Below are 21,106 nucleotides of genomic sequence, written 5' to 3'. Positions count from 1 at the left end.
GGGAGGTTCCCTTGACCCTTCGTTTTGCTGTTCTGGGCGCGGGCCGCATCGGCGTCACCCATGCGCGCGCCATCGCCGCCGTGCCGGGTGCCACGCTGGTGGCCATGGCCGAGCCGAGCGAGGCCGCCGCCACTTCCGCCGCCGAAACCTTTGGCTGCGAGATCCGCAGCATCGAGGCCATCGAGGCCGCTGGGGATGTGGATGCGGTGGCGATCTGCACGCCCACCGACACCCATGCCGACCTGATCGAGCGCTTCGCCCGCGCCGGCAAGGCGATATTCTGCGAAAAGCCCATCGATCTGGATGCCGACCGGGTCCGCGCGGCCCTCGCCGTGGTCGAAGACACCGGGGCGACGCTCATGGTCGGGTTCAACCGCCGCTTCGATCCCGATTTCGGTGCGCTGAAACAAACCATCGACGCCGGCCGCATCGGCGCCGTCGAGATGGTCACCCTGACCTCCCGTGACCCGGGCCCGCCCCCGGCCGAGTATATCAAGGTCTCCGGCGGGATCTTTCGCGACATGACGATCCACGATTTCGACATGGCCCGCTGGCTCCTGGGGGAGCCGGTGGAGACCGTCACGGCGCAGGCTTCTGTCCTGACCGACCCCGAGATCGGCAAGCTCGGCGATTATGACACCGCGACCGTGATCCTGCGGACCGCATCAGGGCGGCAGGCTGTGATCACAAACTCCCGCCGTGCCACCTATGGCTATGACCAGCGCATCGAAGTGCTGGGATCCGACGGGGCGGTCAGCGCGCAGAACCACCGCGAGGCCAATATCGAAATCGCCGACAGTGCCGGGTTCCACAGCCCGCCGCTGCTGAATTTCTTCATGAGCCGCTACACCGCCGCCTATGCCGTCGAGATCACCGCTTTTGTCGAGGCGGTTCGGGATGGCACCCCCCCGCCCACCACGGGTGAAGACGGGCTGATGGCGCTGCTGCTGGCGGATGCCGCCGTGCTGTCCGTGGCAGAGGGCCGGACCGTGCGGGTTGATGAATTAACCAGATAAAATGACCGGGCCTCCGGGCCTGAGACACAGGAGACACAAGAGATGAGCGGAACCATCCGATTGACCGCAGCTCAGGCGCTGGTGCGCTATATTGCGGCGCAAAAAAACGAGGACGGCGAGACCTTCCTCGCAGGTTGCTGGGCGATCTTTGGCCACGGCAACGTCGCGGGTCTGGGCGAAGCGCTCTATCAGGTGCGCGAGGAGCTCCCGACCTATCGTGGCCATAACGAGCAGACCATGGCCCACGCGGCCATCGCCTACGCGAAACAACTCCGCCGCCGCCGCGCCATGGCGGTGACATCTTCCATCGGGCCGGGCGCCACCAACATGGTGACGGCTGCGGCGCTCGCCCATGTGAACCGCTTGCCGGTTCTGTTCCTGCCCGGCGATGTCTTTGCCCATCGCGGCCCTGACCCGGTGCTGCAACAGATCGAGGGGCACACGGATGGCACCACCTCGGCCAATGACTGTTTCCGTCCCGTCAGCCGTTATTTCGACCGGATCACCCGGCCCGAGCAGCTCCTGACCGCCCTGCCGCGCGCGTTCCGCGTGATGACCGACCCCGCTGAGTGTGGTCCCGCGACGCTGGCGCTCTGTCAGGATGTGCAGGCCGAGGCCTATGACTGGCCCGAGGCGTTCTTTGAGCCGAAGATCTGGCATCAGCGCCGCATCCGCCCCGATCTGGGCGAGCTGTCGCGGGTGGCCGAGCTGCTAAAGACCGCGAAAAACCCGGTGATCGTCGCCGGTGGCGGTGTCCACTATTCGGGTGCGACCGAGGCGCTGAAGGTCTTTGCCGAGGCGCATAACGTGCCCATCGCCGAGACGCAGGCGGGCAAGTCAGCGCTGCCTTGGGATCACCCGCTGAACCTTGGGCCCATCGGGGTCACGGGCGGGGAGCCCGCCAATGACCGCTGCGCCGAGGCGGATGTGGTGCTGGGTGTCGGCACGCGTCTGCAGGATTTCACCACCGGATCGTGGAGCATTTTCTCCGGTCAGCTCGCGACACTGAACGTGAACGCCCATGACGCGGCCAAGCACCACGCCGAGCCGCTGCTCGCCGATGCGCGGGTCGGGTTGCAAGAGCTGTCCGAGGCTCTGGGCGATTACCGCGCCGAGGCCCCGGATGCGGGCAAAAAGGCGGATTGGTTCGTCAAGGTCGATCCGCTCACCGACGCGCCCACGGGCAACGCCCTTCCGACGGATATGCAGGTCGTGGGCGCTGTCCAGCGCGCGGCCCGGGACGAGACCGTGGTCATGTGCGCTGCGGGCACCATGCCGGGCGAGCTGCATAAGCTGTGGAAAGCGGGCAAGCCGGGCTCCTATCACATGGAATACGGCTTTAGCTGCATGGGCTACGAGATCGCCGGGGCCATGGCGATCAAGATGGCCGAGCCCGAGCGGGACGTGATCTGTTTTACCGGCGACGGCACCTATATGATGGCCAATTCCGAGATGGCGACCGCCGCGATGATGGGCATCCCTTTTACCGTTGTGATCACGGATAACCGGGGCTTTGGCTGTATCAACCGGCTGCAAATGGGCACGGGCGGGGCAGAGTTTAACAACCTGCTCGACCATGCGGTGCATGAGACGCCCTCGGCCATTGACTTTGCCAAGCACGCCGAAGCCATGGGCGCCGTATCGGTAAAGGTCAGCACCATCGCTGAGCTGGAGGAAGCGCTGGCCAATCGCGACGGGCATAAGAAGCCTTACGTGGTGGTGATCGACACGGATCCTTACCCCTCAACGGAGCACGGTGGGTCGTGGTGGGAGGTCGGCATCCCCGAGGTCAGCCCGCGCGAGACCGTCAATGCCGCCCGCGCCACCTACGAGCAGAAGAAAAAGCTGCAAAAGGCGCTCTGAGACGCATGACGCAGACCTGCGCTCCCATCGGGTGGCGTGGGTCTCGCCTGTTTGCGGGTCTTTCAGCAGGGAGGAGGATTGAATGACGCAGCATCACGGGTTTTTCGATGCCAATTCCGGCGATCTCGCCGCGTTCAAGGTGCTGATCGACCGCCAATTGACCCAGGCCGAGGTGCCTCTGGCAGACGAGATTGCGCAGAATGTGCCGCTCTATCGGGTTGGGGACCTGACTGATCCCATCCGGCGGACCGCGGTTCTGTCGGAATGGGGGTCTGTACTGGGCCGGTCTGCTGGTGTGCTGGTGCTCAAAGGCGCGCTGCCTGATCCTGCCGTGATCGACCAGGCAACGGAGGTCTATAACCAGATCATCGCCGATGAGCGGGCCGGGGCCTCGGGCAAGGGCGACCACTTTGCAGCCTCCGGCGCCAATGACCGGATCTGGAACGCGGCGCAGAAACATTGCCTCCGCGACCCGGAAAACTACGCCCGCTACATGGGTAGCCCGTCTGTTGCCGCTGTGTGCGAGGCGTGGCTGGGTCCGAATTATCAGGTGACGACGCAGATCAATCAGGTCCGGCCCGGCGGTCAGGCGCAGTCCGCGCACCGGGATTACCACCTCGGCTTTCAGACCGCCGAGGCTGCCGCGCGGTACCCGGTCCACGCCCATTTGGTCACCGCCACTCTGACCTTGCAAGGCGCGGTGGCCCATTGTGACATGCCGGTGGAGAGCGGCCCGACGAAGCTCCTGCCGTTTTCGCAGCTCTATGAGCCCGGCTATGTCGCGTTCCACGACCCCTCACATGCGGAGGTTTTCGAGGCGCGCTGCATCCAGTTGCCGCTGGAGAAAGGGGATGCGGTGTTCTTTAACCCCGCCCTGTTCCACGCGGCGGGGGAGAATCGCAGCGCGGACATTCACCGCATGGCAAACCTGTTTCAGGTCTCCTCCGCATTTGGCCGCGCCATGGAGAGCCTCGACCGCCTCGCCATGTCCAAAGCGCTCTTTCCGGTGTTGCGGGACGCGGGGCTGAGCGTGGCCGAACGGGATGCCGCCATCGCCGCCACCGCCGAGGGCTACCCGTTCCCAACCAATCTCGACACCGATCCGCCCGTAGGCGGACTTGCCCCCGAGAGCCAGGCCGAGCTGATGCGCCGCGCGCTTGACGCGGGCTGGTCTGAGGCCGAGTTTGCGGAGGCGTTGGACGCACAGGCCCGCCGCCGCCTGCCCTGAACGAGGAGGACCCATGCCCGATCTGCTCAGAAAACCCTTTGGCACCCATGGCGAGGTGCACCGGATCACGCCTGAGAGCGCGGGGTGGCGTTATGTGGGTTTTGCGCTCCACCGTCTGCGCGCAGGGGAGAGTGCCGCAGAGGCGACCGGCGACCGCGAGGTCATTCTGGTGATGGTCGAGGGTAAGGCCCGGATCACCGCTGCCGGGCAGGATTGGGGCATCTTGGGCGACCGGATGAGCGTTTTTGAGCGCACGCCGCCCCATGCGCTCTACGTTCCGAACGGGCAGGACTGGTCGCTGGTCGCGGAAACCGATTGCACCGTCGCTGTCTGCTCGGCTCCGGGCAAGGGCGGCCACGAGGCGCGCAGGATCGGTCCCGACGGCATCACCCTGACCGAGAGGGGCAAGGGCACAAACACGCGCTATATCAACAACATCGCCATGGAGGCGGAGGATGTGGCCGACAGCCTCTTGGTGACCGAGGTCTTCACCCCCGCCGGGCACTGGTCCAGCTACCCGAGCCATCGTCATGACGAAGACGACTTCCCCCGGATCACCTATCTGGAAGAGACCTATTACCACCGACTGAACCCCGCTTCGGGCTTTGGGATTCAGCGGGTCTATACCGATGACGGGGGGCTCGACGAAACGATGGCGGTCAGCGACGGGGATGTGGTGCTCGTGCCGCGCGGTCACCATCCCTGCGGCGCGCCCTACGGGTTCGAGATGTATTACCTCAACGTGATGGCGGGTCCGCTGCGCAAATGGCGCTTTGTAGCTGCGCCGGAGGTTGAGTGGATCATGGAGCGGGATGCCTAGGCAACAGCCTGCTCAAGGATCATCCGGGCGATCATCAGGTCCAGATGTGCACCACCGCCGTTCTTGAACACGGTGATGTCTTCCGGCGTTTCACGGCCAACTCTCCCGGCGACGAGATCGTAGAGATCGCCCACCACATCCTGCGCCGTGATGACGCGTTCCGAGACGGGGATCATCAGCTCTCCGATATGGCCAAGGGTGGTGTCGCGACTGTCCACGAACAGCCTGCCCCGCCTCAAGACCGTATCGTCAGCTTCGCGCATATCCGCCTTGAACGCGCCGATCAGATCCACATGGGTGCCGGGCCGGAGCCAGTCGCCCCGCAGAATCGGTGCTGTCGCCATGGTCGCAGTGGAGATGATGTCGGCCGCGCGGGCGGCGCTCGTCAAATCGGCCACAGCTTGCAGTGGCGCGGGCGGAGTGTCGATGCTGTCCACCAGCGCCTGGGCTTGCTCGGGACGCCGCGCCCAGATCAAAATCCGCTCCAGCGCCGGGAAGATCGCGCCATAGGCCGCGACCAGATTGCGCGCCACCTGCCCTGCTCCGGCGATGAGCAGGGTCCGGCTGTCCGACCGCGCCAGGAGCCGGGCGCCCAGAACCGAGTCGGCAGCGGTCTTCAGATCGGTGACCAGCGCGCTGTCGATTACTGCCAGTGGGGTGCCATGCGTATCGTCAAACAGCAGCATGGCCCCCTGAACTGTGGGCAGGCCCGCTTTGGGATTGTCGCCATAGACCGTCACTGATTTCTGGCCGAAGCCCAGCCCCTCAATCCGCGCGCCCCGGCTGAGCAGGGTGCGTCCCGCAGGGCCGAGAAAGATGTCGCCGACTTCAGCGCGGGGCAGCCGGTGTCCGGCCTCCAGCGCCGCGACCGCTGCGTGCCAGTCCGGGGCGTCGGGCAGGTCGTCACCCGTGATCATTCGTAGTGCCATCGCTCAATCTCCGTCGCCGTGTCGGGCAAATGTGATCCAGGTATCGCCGTATCGCCGCGCGTCGAGACGGCTGAGGCCGTGGGGCAGGGCGGCCTCGGAGGCGTCCTCCCAGACGATCAGCGCGCCGGGGGCGATCCATCCGCCTGCCAGCGCAGCGGTGAGCGCGGGCGCGCCAAGGCCTTTGCCATAAGGCGGGTCCAGGAAGACCAGCGCTGCGGCCGCCGACGCCTCACGCAGTCGGGTCGCGTTGGATTTGACCACGCGAGTCCGGGCAGCCTCGCCGAGGCTCGCGATGTTACGGCCAAGGAGCCCCAGCGCCACCCGCCCGTTTTCGACAAAGGTCACATGCGCCGCGCCGCGCGACAGGGCCTCAAGCCCCAGCGCCCCTGTCCCGGCAAAGAGATCCAGCACCCGCGCGCCTTCGATCGGATCGCCAAACCGCCCGCCCTCCAGCGCGGAAAACAGGCTCTCGCGCACCCGGTCGGTGGTGGGTCGCAGATGGGCGCCGGGGTCGCCCTTGCCGACGCTGGCCAGAACCCGGCCTCCGTGACTGCCGCCGATGATCCTCATCCGCGCAGGAGCGTCTTCAGCTCGGTTGCGGGGTCTGCCACGGCATCGGGATCGGGGGATTTGTCCATGGAGACCAGACGCTTGCCGACCATGAAGGCACGGGGGTCGTTCAGCGCATCGACCGCCACGAAGCGGTCGCCCGCATAGTACCAGTGGGACACACCGTCACCGTCTGTTCGCGTGATGATCCTGTCATAGTCGCGCGCAAGACCGGCGATCTGCAGTTTCATGTCATATTGGTCGGACCAGAACCACGGCACCGGCACGTAATCCTGACCCTGACCCAGCATGTCAGAGGCCAGGGCAGCGCCCATGTCGATGGCGTTCTGCACGCTTTCGAGCCGCGTCGGCTGGCCTTGATAGGGGAAGACAGCCACATCGCCCGCCGCCCAAATGCCTTCGGCACTCGTCCGGCCACGCGCATCTGTGACGATCCCCCCCGCTATTTCCAGCCCGGCCTCCTCCGCGATGGGACAGGCGGGGCAGAGGCCGATGCCGACGATGACCAGGTCGGCGGCAATCTCCTCGCCATCCGAGAGCACCGCTCCAGTCACGCGGGTGTCGCCCGTCAGCCGCTCCAGCGTGACGCCCTCGCGCAGGGTCACACCATGGCTCTGGTGTAGCGAGCGCATGGCATCGGCGGTCTCGGCGCAGGCGACACGGCCAAGGATCCGCTCTCCGGCCTCCAGCACGGTCACCTCGGCCCCGAGCTTGCGCGCGACGGCGGCGGCCTCAAGACCGATATACCCGCCGCCTACCACAACCACGTGCCGCGCCGATGTCAGAGGCGCCTCCAGCGCGTCCACATCGGCCAGTGTCCGGATGGTAAAGACGTTCTCCAGATTACCCCCAATCTCCGCAGGCAGGCTGCGCGCGCCGAGACCCGGGGTCAGCACCAGCCCGTCATAGCCCAGAACCTCGTCCCCAACCCGCACCGTCCGGGCCACCGGGTCCAGCGCCTCGGCGCGGGTGCCCAGACGCAGATCGACCGCACGCTCGTCATACCAATCCTGCGGGCGCAGGAGCAGCCGCTCACGGGTCATCTCGCCCAGGAGATAGGCCTTCGACAAAGGCGGGCGCTGGTAGGGCAGGTGCGGCTCGCCGCAGATCAGGGTCAGCCGACCGGCATATCCCTTGGTCCGGAGCGTCTCGACGACCGACTGCCCGGCCTGCCCGCCGCCCACGACAACAATGTGATCCATCCCGGCCCCCTCTGGAAAGCGCTGCTCACCCGCCTATAAACGTGCATGAGTCCAACGCAAAGGAGTTCGCTCATGGCCATCAAGACCGGCGACCGTCTGCCCGACGCTACTTTCCTGATTTTCGACGACGAAAGCGGCCCCGGTGAGGTCCAGCTCCGGGAGAAGCTGGAGGGCCGCAAGGTGGTCATCTTTGGCCTGCCAGGCGCCTATACGCGCACCTGCACGGCGGCGCATATGCCGTCTTTCGTGCGGAACGCCGACGCGCTTCGTGAAAAGGGGATCGACGAAATCATCTGCATTTCGGTCAACGATCCGTTTGTGCTGGCGCAATGGGGCAAGGATACGGGCGCCGCAGAGGCCGGGATCACGATCCTTGGCGATTCGGCGGCGGAGTATTCCAAGGCCATCGGCATGAGCTTTACTGCCCCGCCGGTTGGGTTCTACGACCGCTCCAAGCGCTATGCGATGGTGGTTGAAGACGGTGTGGTCCTGACCCTCGACGAAGACGAACCCGGCACCTGCAACACCAGCGGCGGCGAATATATCCTCTCGACGCTCTGACAGGCTGAGGGCCTGCCCGGCGTCGGGCAGGCCGCGCCCTCACACGAGGAATTCGGCGAGAATCTGATCGTCGGTGATATCGCGATAGGCGAAGTCCGCCCGGTCGAGCCGCTCGAACAGAACGTCGAAATTCTGCGGCTGCGTGGTCTCGATGCAGATCAGCACCGAGCCGAAGTTCCGGGCTGATTTTTTCAGGTACTCGAACCGGGCGATGTCGTCTTCGGGACCCAGCATCTCCAGAAAATCCCTGAGCGCGCCCGGGCGCTGGGGCATACGCAGGATGAAATACTTTTTCAGCCCCGCATGGCGCTGGGCGCGTTCCTTCACCTCGGGCAGGCGCTCAAAGTCGAAATTGCCGCCGGAGGTGACGCAGACCACGCGCTTGCCCCGGATCTGGTCGGCCAGTTCGGGCAGCACGTCCACCGACAGGGCTCCGGCAGGTTCCAGAACCACGCCTTCGACATTCAGCATTTCGAGGATCGTTTCGCAGACCCGATCCTCCGGCGACAGCAGTACGCTCTTGGGTGGCACATCACGCAGGATGTCAAAGTTTCGCGCGCCGATTTTGGCCACCGACGCGCCGTCCACAAAACTGTCCACCTGCGGCAGCGCCACCGGCTCGCCTGCGGCCAGCGCGGCGGTCAGACTGGCGCCACCGGTAGGCTCGACCAGAACCAGCGGGATTTCGGCGCCCACTGCTTCGAAATAGCGTTTGATGCCCGAAGACAGGCCGCCGCCGCCCACGGGCAGAACCACCAGATCGGGCGCGTCGCCCAGTTCTTCGAGGATTTCCACCGCGACGCTCGACTGCCCCTCGATGACAAAAGGATCGTCGAAGGGGGCGAGAAAATGCCCGCCCTCGGCGGCGCAGAACTCCTGCGCGACCCGAAGGGTTTCGTCGAAATAGTCGCCGATCAGCTTGATCTCGACATGCTCGCCGCCAAAAGCCCGGGTCTTATCGACCTTTTGTTTTGGCGTGGTCACCGGCATGAAGATCACCCCACGCACGCCGAAATGCGCGCAGTTAAAGGCCACCCCCTGCGCGTGATTGCCCGCACTCGCAGCAACGAACAGCGTCTGATCAGGGTTTGCCTCGCGGGCCTTGCGCATGGCGTTGAAGGCGCCCCGGATCTTGTAGGAGCGGACGGGCGTCAGGTCCTCGCGCTTCAGCCAGATCTCGGCCTCGTATTTCTGGCTGAGATAGGCATTCTTTTGCAGCGGCGTCGCCGGAAACATCGCGCGCAGGCGGGCAGTGATGGCGAGGGCGGTGTCGGTGAAATCGTTCATGGGCTCTCTCGCGCAGGGTGACAGTCTCCCTGCATCGCCCAGACCGGATCAGATCGCAAGCTGGCGCTGCATCTCCGCCACGGGATCGTGAGGTGTATTTCTTTGCCCTTGCTGGCAAAAGCGCGCCACGTCAGGGTGAGCCGCGAGGGAGTGTGCGTGACAGAAGTTCAGCTCAGATCGGTGGCCAAGCGCTTTGGGGATGAGGTCGCCATCGAGGCGCTCGATCTGCGCATTCCAGACGGCGAACTGGTGGCGCTGCTGGGGCCATCGGGCTGCGGCAAGACCACGACACTGCGGATGATTTCCGGGCTGGAGACGCCGAGCGCGGGTCAGATCCTCTTTGAAGGGCGCGATGTCTCCGGGGTGAGCGTTCAGGAGCGCAATGTGGGCATGGTGTTCCAGCGTTACGCCCTTTTCCCGCACATGACCGTTGAGAAGAACGTGGCATTCGGACTGAGCATACGTGGGCTGCCGAAATCCGAGATCGCGGAGCGGGTCGCGGAGATTCTCGGCGTGGTGCAGCTCTCGGAGTATCGGAAGCGGTTCCCGTCGCAGCTCTCGGGCGGGCAGATGCAGCGGGTGGCCATCGCGCGGACGCTGATCACCGAACCGGATGTGCTGATGATGGACGAGCCGCTGGCCAATCTCGACACCGGCCTCCGGGGCGAGATGCGACGCTTTATCCGGGAGTTGCAACAGCGGCTGGGAATTACGACGATTTTCGTCACCCACGATCAGGTCGAAGCGATGGAGCTTGCCGACCGCGTCGCGGTGATCTTCGACGGGCGGTTGGCGCAGTACGGTGCGCCTGACCGGCTGTATCGCAAGCCCGCCAGCCTCAACGTTGCGCGGTTTTTGGGCGCGACAAATCTCGTGCCCGGACGGTTGCGGGATCCTGACCTTGTGGACACGCCGTTGGGAACGCTGGTTTGCCCCTGGCGTCAGGGACAGACCGGCGACGCGGTGCACGTCATGGCGCGCAGCGAGCTCATCGATATAGGGACAGAGCGCACGGCCCCCACAGATATCGAAGGTCGCATCATTGCCCGCGAGTTTTTCGGTGCGACGGTCAGCTACTCGGTTGCGTGTCAAAATACTCACGTGAATGTCACTGAACAGGCGCGCAGAATGCTTGAACTCGGGGCGCCGGTCTGGCTGAAGCTGGCGCCGGAACACATGTGGATTATACCAGAATGACAGGGTCTTGGCCCAAACTGCGGGAGAAAAGAATGAAACGGACAGTCGCACTCGCGGGGCTTTTGACCCTGACCACGGCACCCTTGGCATTGGCGCAGGATGCTGCCGCGTTCCGGGATGCATTTCTGGCGGGCGAAACCGGCTGGCCTGCCGTGGAAGCCCGCGCCCGCGATGAGGGCGAGGTGAATTTCTACTACTGGGGTGGCTCTGACTTGCTGAACGTTTGGGTCGACAGCATGGCTGTGCCCGCTCTGGCCACCAAGGGCGTCACCCTGAACCCGATCCGTATCACCTCGACCAAGGACGTGGTCGATGTAATTCTCGCCGAAAAGGCCGCAGGCAAACGCCTCGGTGATGGATCAGTGGACGTGCTCTGGGTCAATGGTGAGAACTTTGCCACGCTGAAAGTGCAGGATGGCCTTTTTGGCAGCTTTGCCCAACTCCTGCCGACGTCGGCGAATATCGAGTGGAACGCCGAGGATCCCCGGTCGCTCCTGAACCTTCGTGATTTTGGGGTCGAAACCGGCGGGGCCGAGATGCCCTGGTCGGGCGAGCAATATGTCTGCGCTTATAACGGCGATACGGTCGAAGAGGATGCTCTGCCCGCCACATTCGACCAACTCAAAGCCTACCTGACCGAGAACCCGGGCCGGTTTACCTATGTGAAGCCGCCCCATTATCTCGGGAATACCTTCGTCCAGCAGGCCGTTTATGCGTTCAACCCTGACGGCACCGGTGCTGAACCGTTTCAGCAGAACCGCGACGACATTGCGCCGGAGGAGCTGGCCCGTCTGATCGCGCCGGGGCTGGAGTACCTGAAGTCTCTGGAGCCGCTGTTGCTTAACGGCTCCGACAGCGGCGCCCGCTACCCCGAAGATCCGGCTGCCATTGACGGGATGTTTCTGAACGGCGAGGTCGATTTTAACTGCAAGTTCGGCATCTACGCGGTGTCCACCGGCCTCTCCACCGGCACCTATCCGGAAGCTGCGCGGGAGTTCATTTTCCCCGAAAAGGGCATGATCAAGAACAAGAACTACCTCGCCATCCCTGCCAACGCCCCGAACCCGGCGGCCGCTCTGGTGCTGGTGGACTGGATGACCACGGTGGATGCGCAGGCGACGAAGCTGGAAGCCACCGGTTTCCCGGCAGGAATCGACGGCTGGACGCTGGAACTGTCAGATCGCGCAGCGCTGGAAAGCGCCTCGCCGGGCCTGATCGCCCTGACCGAGGAAGATCTTGAGGCGAACGCGGTCCCCGACACCAACGCGACGCTGGTGGATGTGATCGAGGCCGTCTGGCTGGACTACATCGAGCGTGACAGCACCGAGGGGATCGAGGCGCTCGTCCAACGCGCCTACGAAACGCTGGGCCAGTAAGACCCTATGCCGCCCACCACATCTCCCGACGCCCGTGCGCGTTTGTGGCGGGCGGCGCAACTGGCGCCGGTGCTGAGTGTGCTGGTGCTGTTGTTTGGCGGAGCGCTGGTGCTGGCACTGGCCCAGTCACTGGGGTTCGCGCCGTGGTTTGGGGTGAACACGTTCCCCGATCCCAGCTATTTCGGATCACTCTGGGGATCAGCGGATTTCTGGGTCTCTCTGGGCCTGACGCTGGCCTACGCGCTCGCCGCCACGGGGCTCGCCCTGATCCTCGGGACTGCGCTTGCACTTGCACTGGTGCGGGCTTTCCGGGGCCAGCGGCTCTACAAATACATCTACAAACTGCCGCTGATGATCCCCTACACGGTGGGTATCGCGCTGGCGGTTCTGATGCTGGGCAATGGGGGGATGGTGTCGCGGCTGGCCGCTTTTGTGGGTCTGATCGACTCGCCCGGAGAGTTTCCCCGTATCCTCAACACCCATTACGGCTGGGGCATCATCGCCGTATATGTCTGGAAACAGACGCCTTTTGTCGCACTGTCGGTCTATGCGGTGCTGCTCGGGATCGGGCGCGACACCTCCGAAGCTGCTGCGATCCTCGGCGCGAACCGGCGTCAGATCTTCTGGCGGGTGACCTTGCCCCAGATCCTGCCCGGGATCGTCTCGGCGGCGCTCATCTGCTTTGCCTTCAACGTTGGCGCGTTCGAGGCGCCGTTCATCCTCGGGGGCGGCTATCCGGACACGCTGCCCGTGGTCGCGTGGCGCTATTTTAACGACGCCGACTACACGCTGCAAATTCAGGGCATGGCAGTGGTGGTGTCTATCGCGCTTGTGGCGGGGCTGATCCTGTTTGCATGGCTGGCGCTCTATCGCTGGCAGGAACGCCGGATGGGGCGGCGCTGAGATGGGCCGCTTGTCACCGTTTCAGAAAATCTACCTGTTCCTGATCGCGGGCTTCATCCTCGGCCCGTTCCTGCCGCTGATCATTCAGAGCTTCGCCTTCCGCTGGGCCTGGCCTGATCTCCTGCCGGGGACATGGTGGCTGGAGCAACGCGAAAAATCACCGATCCCTCTGGCCTGGGACTACGTCCTGTCCCCCTACAGTCGGATCTGGGAGGCGACCCTCAACACGGTCCTGATCGGCGGTATCGTCACCGCGATTTGCCTCGCCATCTGCCTGCCCGCCGCCAAGGTGCTGGCGCGGGATCGGTTCCGGGGCAAGAGCCTGCTGGAATTCGGCCTGTCCCTGCCGCTCATCGTACCCGAGACCGCCATCGGCATCGCGTTATTGATGATGTTCATCCGGCTGGGGCTGGCGGGGACCTATACAGGCATCATCATCGCTCACCTGATCCCGACCATCCCTTACATGATCCGGATGCTTACCTCCGTCTGGCAGGGGCTCGGCCGCGAGTTCGAGGAGCAGGCCATGATCCTTGGCGCTTCACGCTGGCAGGTGTTGCGCCTTGTAACCTTGCCGATGCTCATGCCGGGCGTGGTGGCCGGGGCGCTGTTCAGCTTTCTCGTCTCGACGAATATCTTCCTGCTGACCTTCCTGCTGGGGCAGGGCAAGATCGTCACCCTCCCCACGCTCCTCTTCTCCAAGATTTCGGGAGGCCAGATTGATGCCACCGGCGCTGGGATCGCTCTGATCGTCACGGTGCCGGGGATCGCCATGCTGCTGATCTCAGAGAGGTTTCTGAGGGAAGAGGCGTTTGGCCAAGGGTTTGGAAACTGAGTGTCCGGGATGGGCAGCCCCCTGCTAGGGCTGCACGGTCGAGCACATGATGCCAACACCTAACGGGCAGCGACGGTTTCCAGAAGCTGACGGCCCAGTCCTTCGACTTCGACCTCCATCACATCGCCGGGTTTCAGAAAGCGCTGCGGCTTCATTCCCATGCCGACCCCGGACGGCGTGCCAGTGGCAATGATGTCCCCGGGACGCAATTCCATGAACCGGCTCAGATAGCTGATGATCTGGCGCACGCCAAAAATCATGTCCGAAGTATTCGAGTTCTGCACTGTTACACCGTTCAGGTCGAGGGAAACGCGCAGGTTTTGCGGATCGGGCACCTCATCTGCCGTGACGAGATAGGGGCCAACCGGCCCGAAACCTGGCGCGGATTTACCTTTGATCCACTGTCCCTGCCGGTCCAGCTGGAACGACCGCTCCGAGACGTCATTCACCGTGCAATAGCCGGCGACATAGTCCAGAGCATCGTCTTCGCTGACCTCATAGGCCGTTGCGCCGATCACGACGCCAAGCTCGACCTCCCAGTCGCTTTTCTCCGAGCCACGGGGCAGAACCACCGGGTCGAAAGGACCGGACAGGCAGGAGGTTGCTTTGGAGAACAGGATCGGCTCGGAAGGCGGTGGCATTCCGCTTTCCTGCGCATGGAGTGTATAGTTCAGGCCGATGCAGTAAAAGTTCGGAACCGTGGCGAGGCAGCAGCCGATGCGGCCCGGATTTTCCACAATCGGCAACGCATCTGTGTCAATCTCCCTGAGCAGATCGAGCGCCGCAAGCGATACGTTCTCGCCGGCGAAGTCCGGTGCGTGGCCGGAGAGATCGCGGATCCGACCATCGGCGTCGAGAAGACCGGGGCGCTCCGTCCCCTTTGATCCAAATCGCAGAAGTTTCATCCTCGTCCTCCCCAGATGCTGGCTCGCATCGCCATCGGCCCCACCGTGGCGGCCGTGAGTATGGGGCAAACTCGTCCGATGATTGTCAATGGGGCATTGTGAGCGGATCCGCAGGCCTTTTCGGGGACTCCGATGTCGCGGTGGGTCGCGTAAACTGATCGGGAAATCGCCTCAGCCGTTCTCGCGCAGTATCCGCCCGGCGAGATAAAGCGACCCACAGATCAGGATGCGCGCGGCTGGATCGCTGGCGGTGATCGCGGTGACGGCGTCCCGCACGCTGTCTGCGGTATCCGCGTCGATGCCCACGGCGCGGGCGGCTGCGGCAGTTTCCTGGGCGGGCAAGGTATTGGCTTCCCCGGGGATCGACACAGCGGTCAAGGACACGGCTTGCGCAGCCAGAGGCCGGAGAAAGCCGCCGATATCCTTGGTGTTCAGCATGCCGCAGACCAGATGGGTCGGGCGTTTCGGCAGGGTGGCCAGAACAGCGGCCACGGCCTCGCCTGCGGCCGGGTTGTGGCCACCATCGAGGTAGAGCTCGGCAGTTCCGGAGGCCTCGATCAATGGCCCGCGGGTCAAGCGCTGCATCCGGGCGGGCCAGTCGGCGCGGGTCACGGCGGCCTCACACGCGTCTTCGGAGGCGTCCAGATGGCGCAGGGCTGCCAGCGCAGCGCCCGCGTTCACGATCTGATGCCCGCCGGGGAGGTTCGGCAGGGGCAGATCCAAGAGGCCGCGCTCGTCCTGAAAGATCAGCCGCCCACGTTCTTCCCAGACATGCCAGTGCTGCCCATAGGCCAAAAGCGGCGCACGGAGACGTTCGGCGCGGGCCTCGATCACCGCCAGCGCGGCGTCTTCTTGCGGGCCAACCACGCAGGGCACGCCCCGCTTAATAATCCCCGCCTTTTCACCCGCGATTTCAGGCAGGGTCTCGCCGAGGAACTGCTGGTGGTCGATGGACACGGGCGTGATCACCGACAGAGCCGGGGTCATCACATTTGTGGCGTCGAGGCGACCGCCCAGCCCCACCTCCAGCAAGGTCCAGTCCGCAGGCGTTTCGGCAAAGGCGAGAAAGGCGGCGGCGGTGGTGATCTCGAAAAAGGTGATCGGCTGCCCATCATTGGCGGCCTCGCAGCGGGCCAGATGGTGGGCCAGAGCAGGCTCGGAGATCAGCTCTCCGGCCAGCCGGATGCGTTCATGAAACCGGGCGAGGTGCGGCGAGGTATAAGCATGGACCCGCGACCCATCAGCCTCCAGACCGGCGCGGATCATGGCCTGGGTCGATCCTTTGCCATTGGTTCCCGCGAGGTGGATTGCCGGGGGGATGCGTGCTTCGGGGTTGCCGAGCGCACCCAGCACCCGTTCCATCCGGTCGAGCGACAGGTCGATAACCTTCGGGTGCAGTGACAGGAGCCGCTCCAGAATGGCGTCCGAGCCGCTCGAGTGGTCCATCGGTCAGTCGGCTTTCTGTTCTTCGGTGTCTGGAGCCTCAACCTGCGCAGGGGCGGGCAGGTCTGCCATCACCGCAGCATCGCGGCCGGTCAGCATCCGCAGGAGCGTGATCAACTCATCCCGCATCTCCCGGCGGTCTGTCACCCGGTCGAGCATCCCGTGTTCGAGCAGATATTCGGCCCGCTGGAAGCCCTCAGGAAGGGTCTCGCGGATCGTTTGTTCGATCACCCGGGGTCCGGCAAAGCAGATCAGCGCGTTCGGCTCAGAAATCTGGATGTCCCCGAGCATCGCGTAGGAGGCCGTCACCCCGCCGGTCGTGGGGTGAGTCAGCACGACGATATAGGGTAGATTCGCCTCGCGCAGCATCTCCACGGCAACGGTGGTGCGTGGCATCTGCATCAGGGAGAGAATGCCCTCCTGCATCCGCGCGCCCCCGGCGGCGGAGAACAGCACCAGCGGACGTTTGCCCGCCACGGCGGCCTCGGCGGCAGCAACGATAGCGTTGCCCACATACATCCCCATGGATCCGGCCATGAAGCTGAAATCCTGCGCGGCGGCAACGATGGGAACCTCGCCCAGCTCACCTTCCGCAACCAGCATGGCCTCCTTTTCGGAGGTGACGCGCTGGGCGGCCTTCAGCCGCTCGGGGTATTTCTTTTGGTCCCTGAACTGCAAGGGGTCGGTGATCGGCATCGGCACCTCGACCTCACGGAAGGCCCCGCCGTCGAACAGCGCCGTGAACCGGTCCCGAGGGCTGATCGGCATGTGATGACCGCATTGAGAGCAGACGTTCAGATGCTCGGCCATTTCTCTGTGAAACAGCATAGAGCCGCATTCGGAGCACTTGGCCCAGAGATTGTCGGGCGTCTCACGGCGTGTGAAAAAAGAGCCGATCTTCGGCCGGACGTAGTTGGTGATCCAGTTCATCGGGTCCGCTTCCCTTTGGTTAGGTCGGAAATAGGCCCGGCGGGGCGGATTTGCAATTGCTCAGGTGGTCCGGCGTCTCAGCCACCAGCGCATCAGGGCCCAGACCAGCGCCGTTGTGGCCAGATCGCCTACCATCACAAGCGGCGAGGCCCCCATTTCGGCGGCGGTGTAAGGCGTGAGGTGCAGCGCCAGTCCTGTGATCGTCCCGTCTGTCGCGACGAAGAGCAGCGCCACCACGTTGTTTACGAAATGCAGTCCCCAAGCGGCTCCGAGCGAGCCTGTCACCCGTGTCAAATCCGCCGCCATCAGGCCGAAGAGCGTGGCGGACGCGGCCACGAACAACGCGTTGTCCCCTGCCGAGCCCGGGTCATAGTGCAGCGCGCCGAAGATCACGCTGGGAAGGACCAGCCAGACCCAAGGCGAGCGGAATCTGGCGGCAAGCTGTTGCAGCAGGTAGCCGCGAAAGACTAGCTCTTCGGCGCCGGTCTGGAGCAGGATCAGCGGCAGAGCGACAGGCAGGAGACCAATCCATGTGTCGAAGGGCAGGCCGGGGACGGCATCAAAGCCCTGCGACCAGACCGTGATCGACAGCGCCAGCAGCGTTCCAATCAGCGCACCCGCGCGCAGGAAATCCCGCATCACGACGGTCCGCGGCCCAAAGAGCGAGCCCACCGAACGCCGGTGCCAGAGCCGGACGGCCAGCATTGGGCCGAGTGCCATACCAGCAAATGTCGCGAGCAGCAGCAGCGTCCCGGCGGGCGTGACCGGGCTCATCAGCTCGGACATCATCCGCAAGGCTCCGTCCTCTCCACCGTGCCAGACCAGCACAGCGCCAAGGGCGAGCAAACCGAGGAGATAGACGAGGAGCATCGTCAGGGTCCCGGCAAGGAGACGCCAGAATTGCGGACGGGTCCGGGCGGGGGCGATATAGCGCTCAAGGGCGGTCTGATAGGTCATAGGCCCTATATTGTGGCTCCATCGTGACTTGTCGATCCGGCGCGTCTGGCCTATGCGGAATGAAACACGCCAGAGGAGTAGAGACATGCTGAAAGGCAAGATTGATAAGTCGAAACTGCCGAGCCGTCATGTCACGGAAGGTCCGGAACGCGCGCCGCACCGGTCATACTACTATGCGATGGGTCTGACCGAGGACGAGATTGCGCAGCCTCTGGTCGGCGTCGCCACCTGCTGGAACGAAGCCGCTCCCTGCAACATTGCCCTGTCCCGTCAGGCACAGGCTGTGAAGCTCGGGGTGAAATCTGCCGCTGGCACGCCGCGCGAATTCACCACGATCACCGTCACCGATGGCATCGCTATGGGCCACGAGGGGATGCGGTCTTCGCTGGCCAGCCGCGAGGCCATCGCGGACACGGTTGAGCTGACCATGCGAGGTCACTCCTATGACGCGCTGGTGGGTCTCGCGGGATGTGATAAGTCGCTGCCCGGCATGATGATGGCCATGGTGCGCCTGAACACGCCGTCGGTCTTTATCTATGGTGGTTCGATCCTGCCGGGCAAAGTGCCCGCCGGCGCCAACGTGCCTGAGGATTTCGCCAGCCGCGATCTGACCGTGCAGGACATGTTCGAAGCCGTGGGCCGTCACCAGAACGGCACCCTCTCGGACGAGGCTCTGGCGATCCTTGAGCGCGTGGCCTGCCCGTCGGCAGGGGCCTGTGGCGGCCAGTTCACCGCCAACACCATGGCCTGCGTCTCTGAAGCGATCGGTCTGGCGCTGTTCAACTCCTCCGGCGCGCCCGCGCCCTATGAGAGCCGTGACCAGTACGGCACTGCCTCCGGTGTCGCGGTGATGAACCTCATTGAGAAAAACATCCGCGCCCGCGACGTGGTGACCCGTCAGGCACTGGAAAACGCCGCGCGCGTGGTGGCCTGCACCGGGGGGTCCACCAATGCCGGTCTTCACCTGCCCGCGATTGCCCATGAGGCGGGGATCGACTTTTTCCTCGAAGATGTGTGCGAAATCTTCCGCGACACGCCCTATTTTGTCGATCTGAAGCCCGGCGGCCAGTACGTGGCCAAGGATCTCTACGACGCCGGTGGCATCCCGGTGGTGATGAAGGAACTGCGCAAGGCCGGTCTGATACACGAGGATTGTGTAACCGCGTCCGGTCGCTCCATCGGCGAGGAGCTCGACCTGATCGACCGCGAGGCCGATGGCAAGGTGATCTATCCCATCGACAACCCGATCACGAAGACCGGCGGCGTTGTGGGCCTGAAGGGCAATCTTGCCCCGGAAGGTGCCATCGTGAAGGTTGCCGGCATTCCGACGCAGGAGCAGAGCTTCACCGGCCCCGCTCGTGTGTTCGAGAGCGAAGAAGACGCCTTTGCCGCCGTGAAGGCGCGCCAGTACAAAGAGGGCGAAGTCCTCGTGATCCGCAACGAAGGCCCAGCGGGCGGGCCGGGGATGCGCGAAATGCTTGCCACCACCGCCGCTTTGTCCGGACAGGGTATGGGCAAGAAGGTGGCGCTGATCACCGATGGCCGCTTTTCCGGCGCGACGCGCGGCTTCTGCGTGGGCCACGTAGGTCCCGAGGCGGCCCATGGCGGTCCGATTGCGCTCTTGAAGGATGGCGACGTCATCACCATCGACGCGGTGAATGGTGAGATCTCCGTGGCGCTCGACGATGCGGAGCTGGAAGCTCGCCGCAAGGACTGGTCGGGCGCCAAGCCTACCAACTACGCCAGCGGGGCCCTGTGGAAATTCGCCCAGCTCGTGGGTCCGACCTACAAGGGCGCGGTAACCCATCCAGGCGCAGAAGCAGAAACCCATATCTATATGGATATCTGACGCCTCAACTGAGCTGGTGTTACGGCTGGTGTCACGATGGAAAGAGTAGTGGTATGAAACTCATTGGTGGCCTTGACGAGATTGTCCATCGCCGTGCGATCAAGCGGTGGACGAAAATCGGTGATGAAACCGAGGATCTCGACCGCTTTTCGCTGGCGGCGCTGCGAAAGCAGGCGGAAGACCTGCGTGAACGACTGGATCGGGTGATCGAAATGACGGATCACCGTCTGGCCAGCCCCGTCACCGGATCGTCAGACCTGATGCAAACGTCGCTCGATGGTGACTGGATCGGTCGACCGCGCACGTTTCGCCACAAGATCGTCCCGGCCTTTGTCTCAGAGCCCCAGAGCGGCGCGTCTTTCGGAAACGAAATCAACCTCTTTCACGATGCCGGACGGCCTGAAGTGATGATCAAGCAGCGCGCCGGGCAGGGCCGCACGGGCGCTGCGCCCTATGGGCTCGAAGTCGACACGCTGGATTTCGACGGCAGTTTTCTCAGCCTCGCGTTCAATATCGATGACGAAATCGCGGTGGGTCTGATCACCTCGCATATCGTACAGATTGACCTGAACTGGGAGACTGAAAGCCTGACGACCTGCTACGCGCGGCTGAACGTGCAGCACGGACCTAATACGGAGCAGATCACCCGGTCTGTTGACATCGCCTCAACCAGCCCGACCGTCGAGTTCGACCTTGCTTACTCCGATATCCACGAGGAGCGGGTCGAGCGGGTTTGGGTCGACGTGATTTTTGAGCGCCCCCGCATGAGCTGGCTTGCCCTTCGTGACATGATTGTCAGCCGCCGCTTGCGAGCTGAAGTTTGACGAGGACATTTGATGAGCAAACAATCTGATACACTGAGTTGGACCGCGTCCTCCGAAACGCTCAAGGATGGGGTTTGGACCATTCGTCTTGAAGGCGATGGCGATCTCCCCGAGGTCGACGTCATTCACCATGGTGAAACACTTGGCCAACCTGACATGACCGCGACCGAGGATGGGCAGATGGCCACGTTCTCAATGTCTGACATAAAGCTGTCTGATGGTGTGCAGAGCGTCTATCTGGTCGAGCGGGCCACGGGCGTTGCGCTGTGCAGCCTGCACATTGCGGCAGGGCGGGCGGTGGATCAGGATCTGGTCACCGAGGTCGCCATGTTGCGCGACGAGCTGGATCTGCTTAAGCGCTCGATCCGGCGCAAGGCTCATAACGGCTGAGCAGCCAGAGGGTTTACGCCT

Annotated in this window: 20 protein-coding genes; 12 read left to right on the top strand and 8 right to left on the bottom strand. The window is 64.1% G+C overall.

Annotated features, from left to right (window positions below):
- Window positions 1-11 precede the first annotated feature (11 nt).
- The 4 genes from iolG to iolB all read left to right on the top strand — a co-directional run bounded on the left by iolG (window position 12) and on the right by iolB (window position 4,927).
- Entirely contained in the window at window positions 12-1,016 is a 1,005-nt protein-coding gene (gene iolG / locus FEV53_RS06385; RefSeq protein ID WP_142833987.1) for an inositol 2-dehydrogenase, read from the top strand.
- Window positions 1,017-1,058: 42 nt separating this feature from the next.
- Window positions 1,059-2,879, top strand: a complete 1,821-nt coding sequence (gene iolD / locus FEV53_RS06380; RefSeq protein ID WP_142833986.1) for a 3D-(3,5/4)-trihydroxycyclohexane-1,2-dione acylhydrolase (decyclizing) — start codon at window positions 1,059-1,061, stop codon at window positions 2,877-2,879.
- 82 nt (window positions 2,880-2,961) lie between these two features.
- Entirely contained in the window at window positions 2,962-4,107 is a 1,146-nt protein-coding gene (locus tag FEV53_RS06375) for a phytanoyl-CoA dioxygenase family protein (protein WP_142833985.1), read from the top strand.
- Window positions 4,108-4,120: 13 nt separating this feature from the next.
- The gene (iolB, locus tag FEV53_RS06370) at window positions 4,121-4,927 is read left to right on the top strand and encodes a 5-deoxy-glucuronate isomerase (RefSeq protein WP_142833984.1); all 807 of its coding nucleotides are present in this window, start codon (window positions 4,121-4,123) and stop codon (window positions 4,925-4,927) included.
- Here the strand turns inward: iolB and FEV53_RS06365 are convergent.
- The 3 genes from FEV53_RS06365 to FEV53_RS06355 are packed head-to-tail and all read right to left on the bottom strand — an operon-like array spanning window position 4,924 to window position 7,628.
- Window positions 4,924-5,856, bottom strand: a complete 933-nt coding sequence (locus tag FEV53_RS06365; RefSeq protein ID WP_142833983.1) for an ornithine cyclodeaminase family protein — start codon at window positions 5,854-5,856, stop codon at window positions 4,924-4,926. The two genes, iolB and FEV53_RS06365, sit on opposite strands and share 4 nt — an antisense overlap.
- 3 nt (window positions 5,857-5,859) lie before the next feature.
- On the bottom strand, window positions 5,860-6,426 hold the full coding sequence (gene rsmD / locus FEV53_RS06360) for a 16S rRNA (guanine(966)-N(2))-methyltransferase RsmD (protein ID WP_142833982.1): 567 nt from the start codon (window positions 6,424-6,426) through the stop codon (window positions 5,860-5,862).
- Window positions 6,423-7,628 (bottom strand): NAD(P)/FAD-dependent oxidoreductase, encoded by a 1,206-nt coding sequence (locus FEV53_RS06355; protein ID WP_142833981.1) that lies wholly within the window; start codon window positions 7,626-7,628, stop codon window positions 6,423-6,425. Before FEV53_RS06355 ends, rsmD begins: the two co-directional genes overlap by 4 nt.
- A gap of 72 nt (window positions 7,629-7,700) precedes the next feature.
- On the opposite strand from FEV53_RS06355, the gene FEV53_RS06350 reads away from it, so the two are divergent.
- Window positions 7,701-8,189 (top strand): peroxiredoxin, encoded by a 489-nt coding sequence (locus FEV53_RS06350; protein ID WP_142833980.1) that lies wholly within the window; start codon window positions 7,701-7,703, stop codon window positions 8,187-8,189.
- 39 nt (window positions 8,190-8,228) lie between these two features.
- On the opposite strand, the gene ilvA is transcribed toward FEV53_RS06350, so the two are convergent.
- Window positions 8,229-9,476, bottom strand: a complete 1,248-nt coding sequence (gene ilvA / locus FEV53_RS06345; RefSeq protein ID WP_142833979.1) for a threonine ammonia-lyase IlvA — start codon at window positions 9,474-9,476, stop codon at window positions 8,229-8,231.
- Window positions 9,477-9,632: 156 nt separating this feature from the next.
- On the opposite strand from ilvA, the gene FEV53_RS06340 reads away from it, so the two are divergent.
- The 4 genes from FEV53_RS06340 to FEV53_RS06325 are packed head-to-tail and all read left to right on the top strand — an operon-like array spanning window position 9,633 to window position 13,787.
- Window positions 9,633-10,673: an ABC transporter ATP-binding protein gene (locus FEV53_RS06340; protein WP_142833978.1), complete on the top strand. Its 1,041-nt coding sequence runs from the start codon at window positions 9,633-9,635 to the stop codon at window positions 10,671-10,673.
- 32 nt (window positions 10,674-10,705) lie between these two features.
- Window positions 10,706-12,049: an ABC transporter substrate-binding protein gene (locus tag FEV53_RS06335; RefSeq protein WP_221931587.1), complete on the top strand. Its 1,344-nt coding sequence runs from the start codon at window positions 10,706-10,708 to the stop codon at window positions 12,047-12,049.
- 6 nt (window positions 12,050-12,055) lie between these two features.
- Complete coding sequence (locus FEV53_RS06330; RefSeq protein WP_142833976.1) at window positions 12,056-12,952, top strand: ABC transporter permease; 897 nt, start codon at window positions 12,056-12,058, stop codon at window positions 12,950-12,952.
- A 1-nt stretch (window position 12,953) separates the two neighbouring features.
- On the top strand, window positions 12,954-13,787 hold the full coding sequence (locus tag FEV53_RS06325; protein ID WP_221931586.1) for an ABC transporter permease: 834 nt from the start codon (window positions 12,954-12,956) through the stop codon (window positions 13,785-13,787).
- A 59-nt stretch (window positions 13,788-13,846) separates the two neighbouring features.
- On the opposite strand, the gene FEV53_RS06320 is transcribed toward FEV53_RS06325, so the two are convergent.
- The 4 genes from FEV53_RS06320 to FEV53_RS06305 form a co-directional block, all read right to left on the bottom strand.
- A complete protein-coding gene (locus tag FEV53_RS06320; protein WP_142833975.1) occupies window positions 13,847-14,692 on the bottom strand; it encodes a fumarylacetoacetate hydrolase family protein in 846 nt (281 codons plus the stop codon).
- 171 nt (window positions 14,693-14,863) lie between these two features.
- A complete protein-coding gene (locus tag FEV53_RS06315; RefSeq protein ID WP_142833974.1) occupies window positions 14,864-16,138 on the bottom strand; it encodes a bifunctional folylpolyglutamate synthase/dihydrofolate synthase in 1,275 nt (424 codons plus the stop codon).
- 3 nt (window positions 16,139-16,141) lie between these two features.
- Complete coding sequence (gene accD, locus FEV53_RS06310; RefSeq protein WP_142833973.1) at window positions 16,142-17,065, bottom strand: acetyl-CoA carboxylase, carboxyltransferase subunit beta; 924 nt, start codon at window positions 17,063-17,065, stop codon at window positions 16,142-16,144.
- Window positions 17,066-17,125: 60 nt separating this feature from the next.
- On the bottom strand, window positions 17,126-18,022 hold the full coding sequence (locus FEV53_RS06305; protein ID WP_185962121.1) for a CPBP family intramembrane glutamic endopeptidase: 897 nt from the start codon (window positions 18,020-18,022) through the stop codon (window positions 17,126-17,128).
- An 85-nt stretch (window positions 18,023-18,107) separates the two neighbouring features.
- On the opposite strand from FEV53_RS06305, the gene ilvD reads away from it, so the two are divergent.
- The 3 genes from ilvD to FEV53_RS06290 are packed head-to-tail and all read left to right on the top strand — an operon-like array spanning window position 18,108 to window position 21,085.
- The gene (gene ilvD, locus FEV53_RS06300) at window positions 18,108-19,871 is read left to right on the top strand and encodes a dihydroxy-acid dehydratase (RefSeq protein ID WP_142833971.1); all 1,764 of its coding nucleotides are present in this window, start codon (window positions 18,108-18,110) and stop codon (window positions 19,869-19,871) included.
- 53 nt (window positions 19,872-19,924) lie between these two features.
- The gene (locus FEV53_RS06295) at window positions 19,925-20,695 is read left to right on the top strand and encodes a DUF6478 family protein (RefSeq protein ID WP_142833970.1); all 771 of its coding nucleotides are present in this window, start codon (window positions 19,925-19,927) and stop codon (window positions 20,693-20,695) included.
- Window positions 20,696-20,707: 12 nt separating this feature from the next.
- Window positions 20,708-21,085 carry a hypothetical protein gene (locus FEV53_RS06290; protein WP_142833969.1) on the top strand — a complete coding sequence of 126 codons (378 nt, stop codon included), beginning with the start codon at window positions 20,708-20,710 and terminating at the stop codon, window positions 21,083-21,085.
- Window positions 21,086-21,106: the final 21 nt, after the last annotated feature.

It is taken from the genome of Palleronia caenipelagi (assembly GCF_007004065.1).
Taxonomy (GTDB): Bacteria; Pseudomonadota; Alphaproteobacteria; order Rhodobacterales; family Rhodobacteraceae; genus Palleronia; species Palleronia caenipelagi.
The sequence above is the reverse complement of the archived record's forward strand: the minus strand, read 5'-3'. Positions and strand labels throughout refer to the sequence as shown.

Coding starts and splice junctions, on each gene's coding strand:
- iolD (WP_142833986.1), top strand. CDS start 1,059: ATGAGCGGAACCATCCGATTGACCGCAGCTCAGGCGCTGGTGCGCTAT.
- FEV53_RS06375 (WP_142833985.1), top strand. CDS start 2,962: ATGACGCAGCATCACGGGTTTTTCGATGCCAATTCCGGCGATCTCGCC.
- iolB (WP_142833984.1), top strand. CDS start 4,121: ATGCCCGATCTGCTCAGAAAACCCTTTGGCACCCATGGCGAGGTGCAC.
- FEV53_RS06365 (WP_142833983.1), bottom strand. CDS start 5,856: ATGGCACTACGAATGATCACGGGTGACGACCTGCCCGACGCCCCGGAC.
- rsmD (WP_142833982.1), bottom strand. CDS start 6,426: ATGAGGATCATCGGCGGCAGTCACGGAGGCCGGGTTCTGGCCAGCGTC.
- FEV53_RS06355 (WP_142833981.1), bottom strand. CDS start 7,628: ATGGATCACATTGTTGTCGTGGGCGGCGGGCAGGCCGGGCAGTCGGTC.
- FEV53_RS06350 (WP_142833980.1), top strand. CDS start 7,701: ATGGCCATCAAGACCGGCGACCGTCTGCCCGACGCTACTTTCCTGATT.
- ilvA (WP_142833979.1), bottom strand. CDS start 9,476: ATGAACGATTTCACCGACACCGCCCTCGCCATCACTGCCCGCCTGCGC.
- FEV53_RS06335 (WP_221931587.1), top strand. CDS start 10,706: ATGAAACGGACAGTCGCACTCGCGGGGCTTTTGACCCTGACCACGGCA.
- FEV53_RS06330 (WP_142833976.1), top strand. CDS start 12,056: ATGCCGCCCACCACATCTCCCGACGCCCGTGCGCGTTTGTGGCGGGCG.
- FEV53_RS06325 (WP_221931586.1), top strand. CDS start 12,954: ATGGGCCGCTTGTCACCGTTTCAGAAAATCTACCTGTTCCTGATCGCG.
- FEV53_RS06320 (WP_142833975.1), bottom strand. CDS start 14,692: ATGAAACTTCTGCGATTTGGATCAAAGGGGACGGAGCGCCCCGGTCTT.
- FEV53_RS06315 (WP_142833974.1), bottom strand. CDS start 16,138: ATGGACCACTCGAGCGGCTCGGACGCCATTCTGGAGCGGCTCCTGTCA.
- accD (WP_142833973.1), bottom strand. CDS start 17,065: ATGAACTGGATCACCAACTACGTCCGGCCGAAGATCGGCTCTTTTTTC.
- FEV53_RS06305 (WP_185962121.1), bottom strand. CDS start 18,022: ATGACCTATCAGACCGCCCTTGAGCGCTATATCGCCCCCGCCCGGACC.
- ilvD (WP_142833971.1), top strand. CDS start 18,108: ATGCTGAAAGGCAAGATTGATAAGTCGAAACTGCCGAGCCGTCATGTC.
- FEV53_RS06295 (WP_142833970.1), top strand. CDS start 19,925: ATGAAACTCATTGGTGGCCTTGACGAGATTGTCCATCGCCGTGCGATC.
- FEV53_RS06290 (WP_142833969.1), top strand. CDS start 20,708: ATGAGCAAACAATCTGATACACTGAGTTGGACCGCGTCCTCCGAAACG.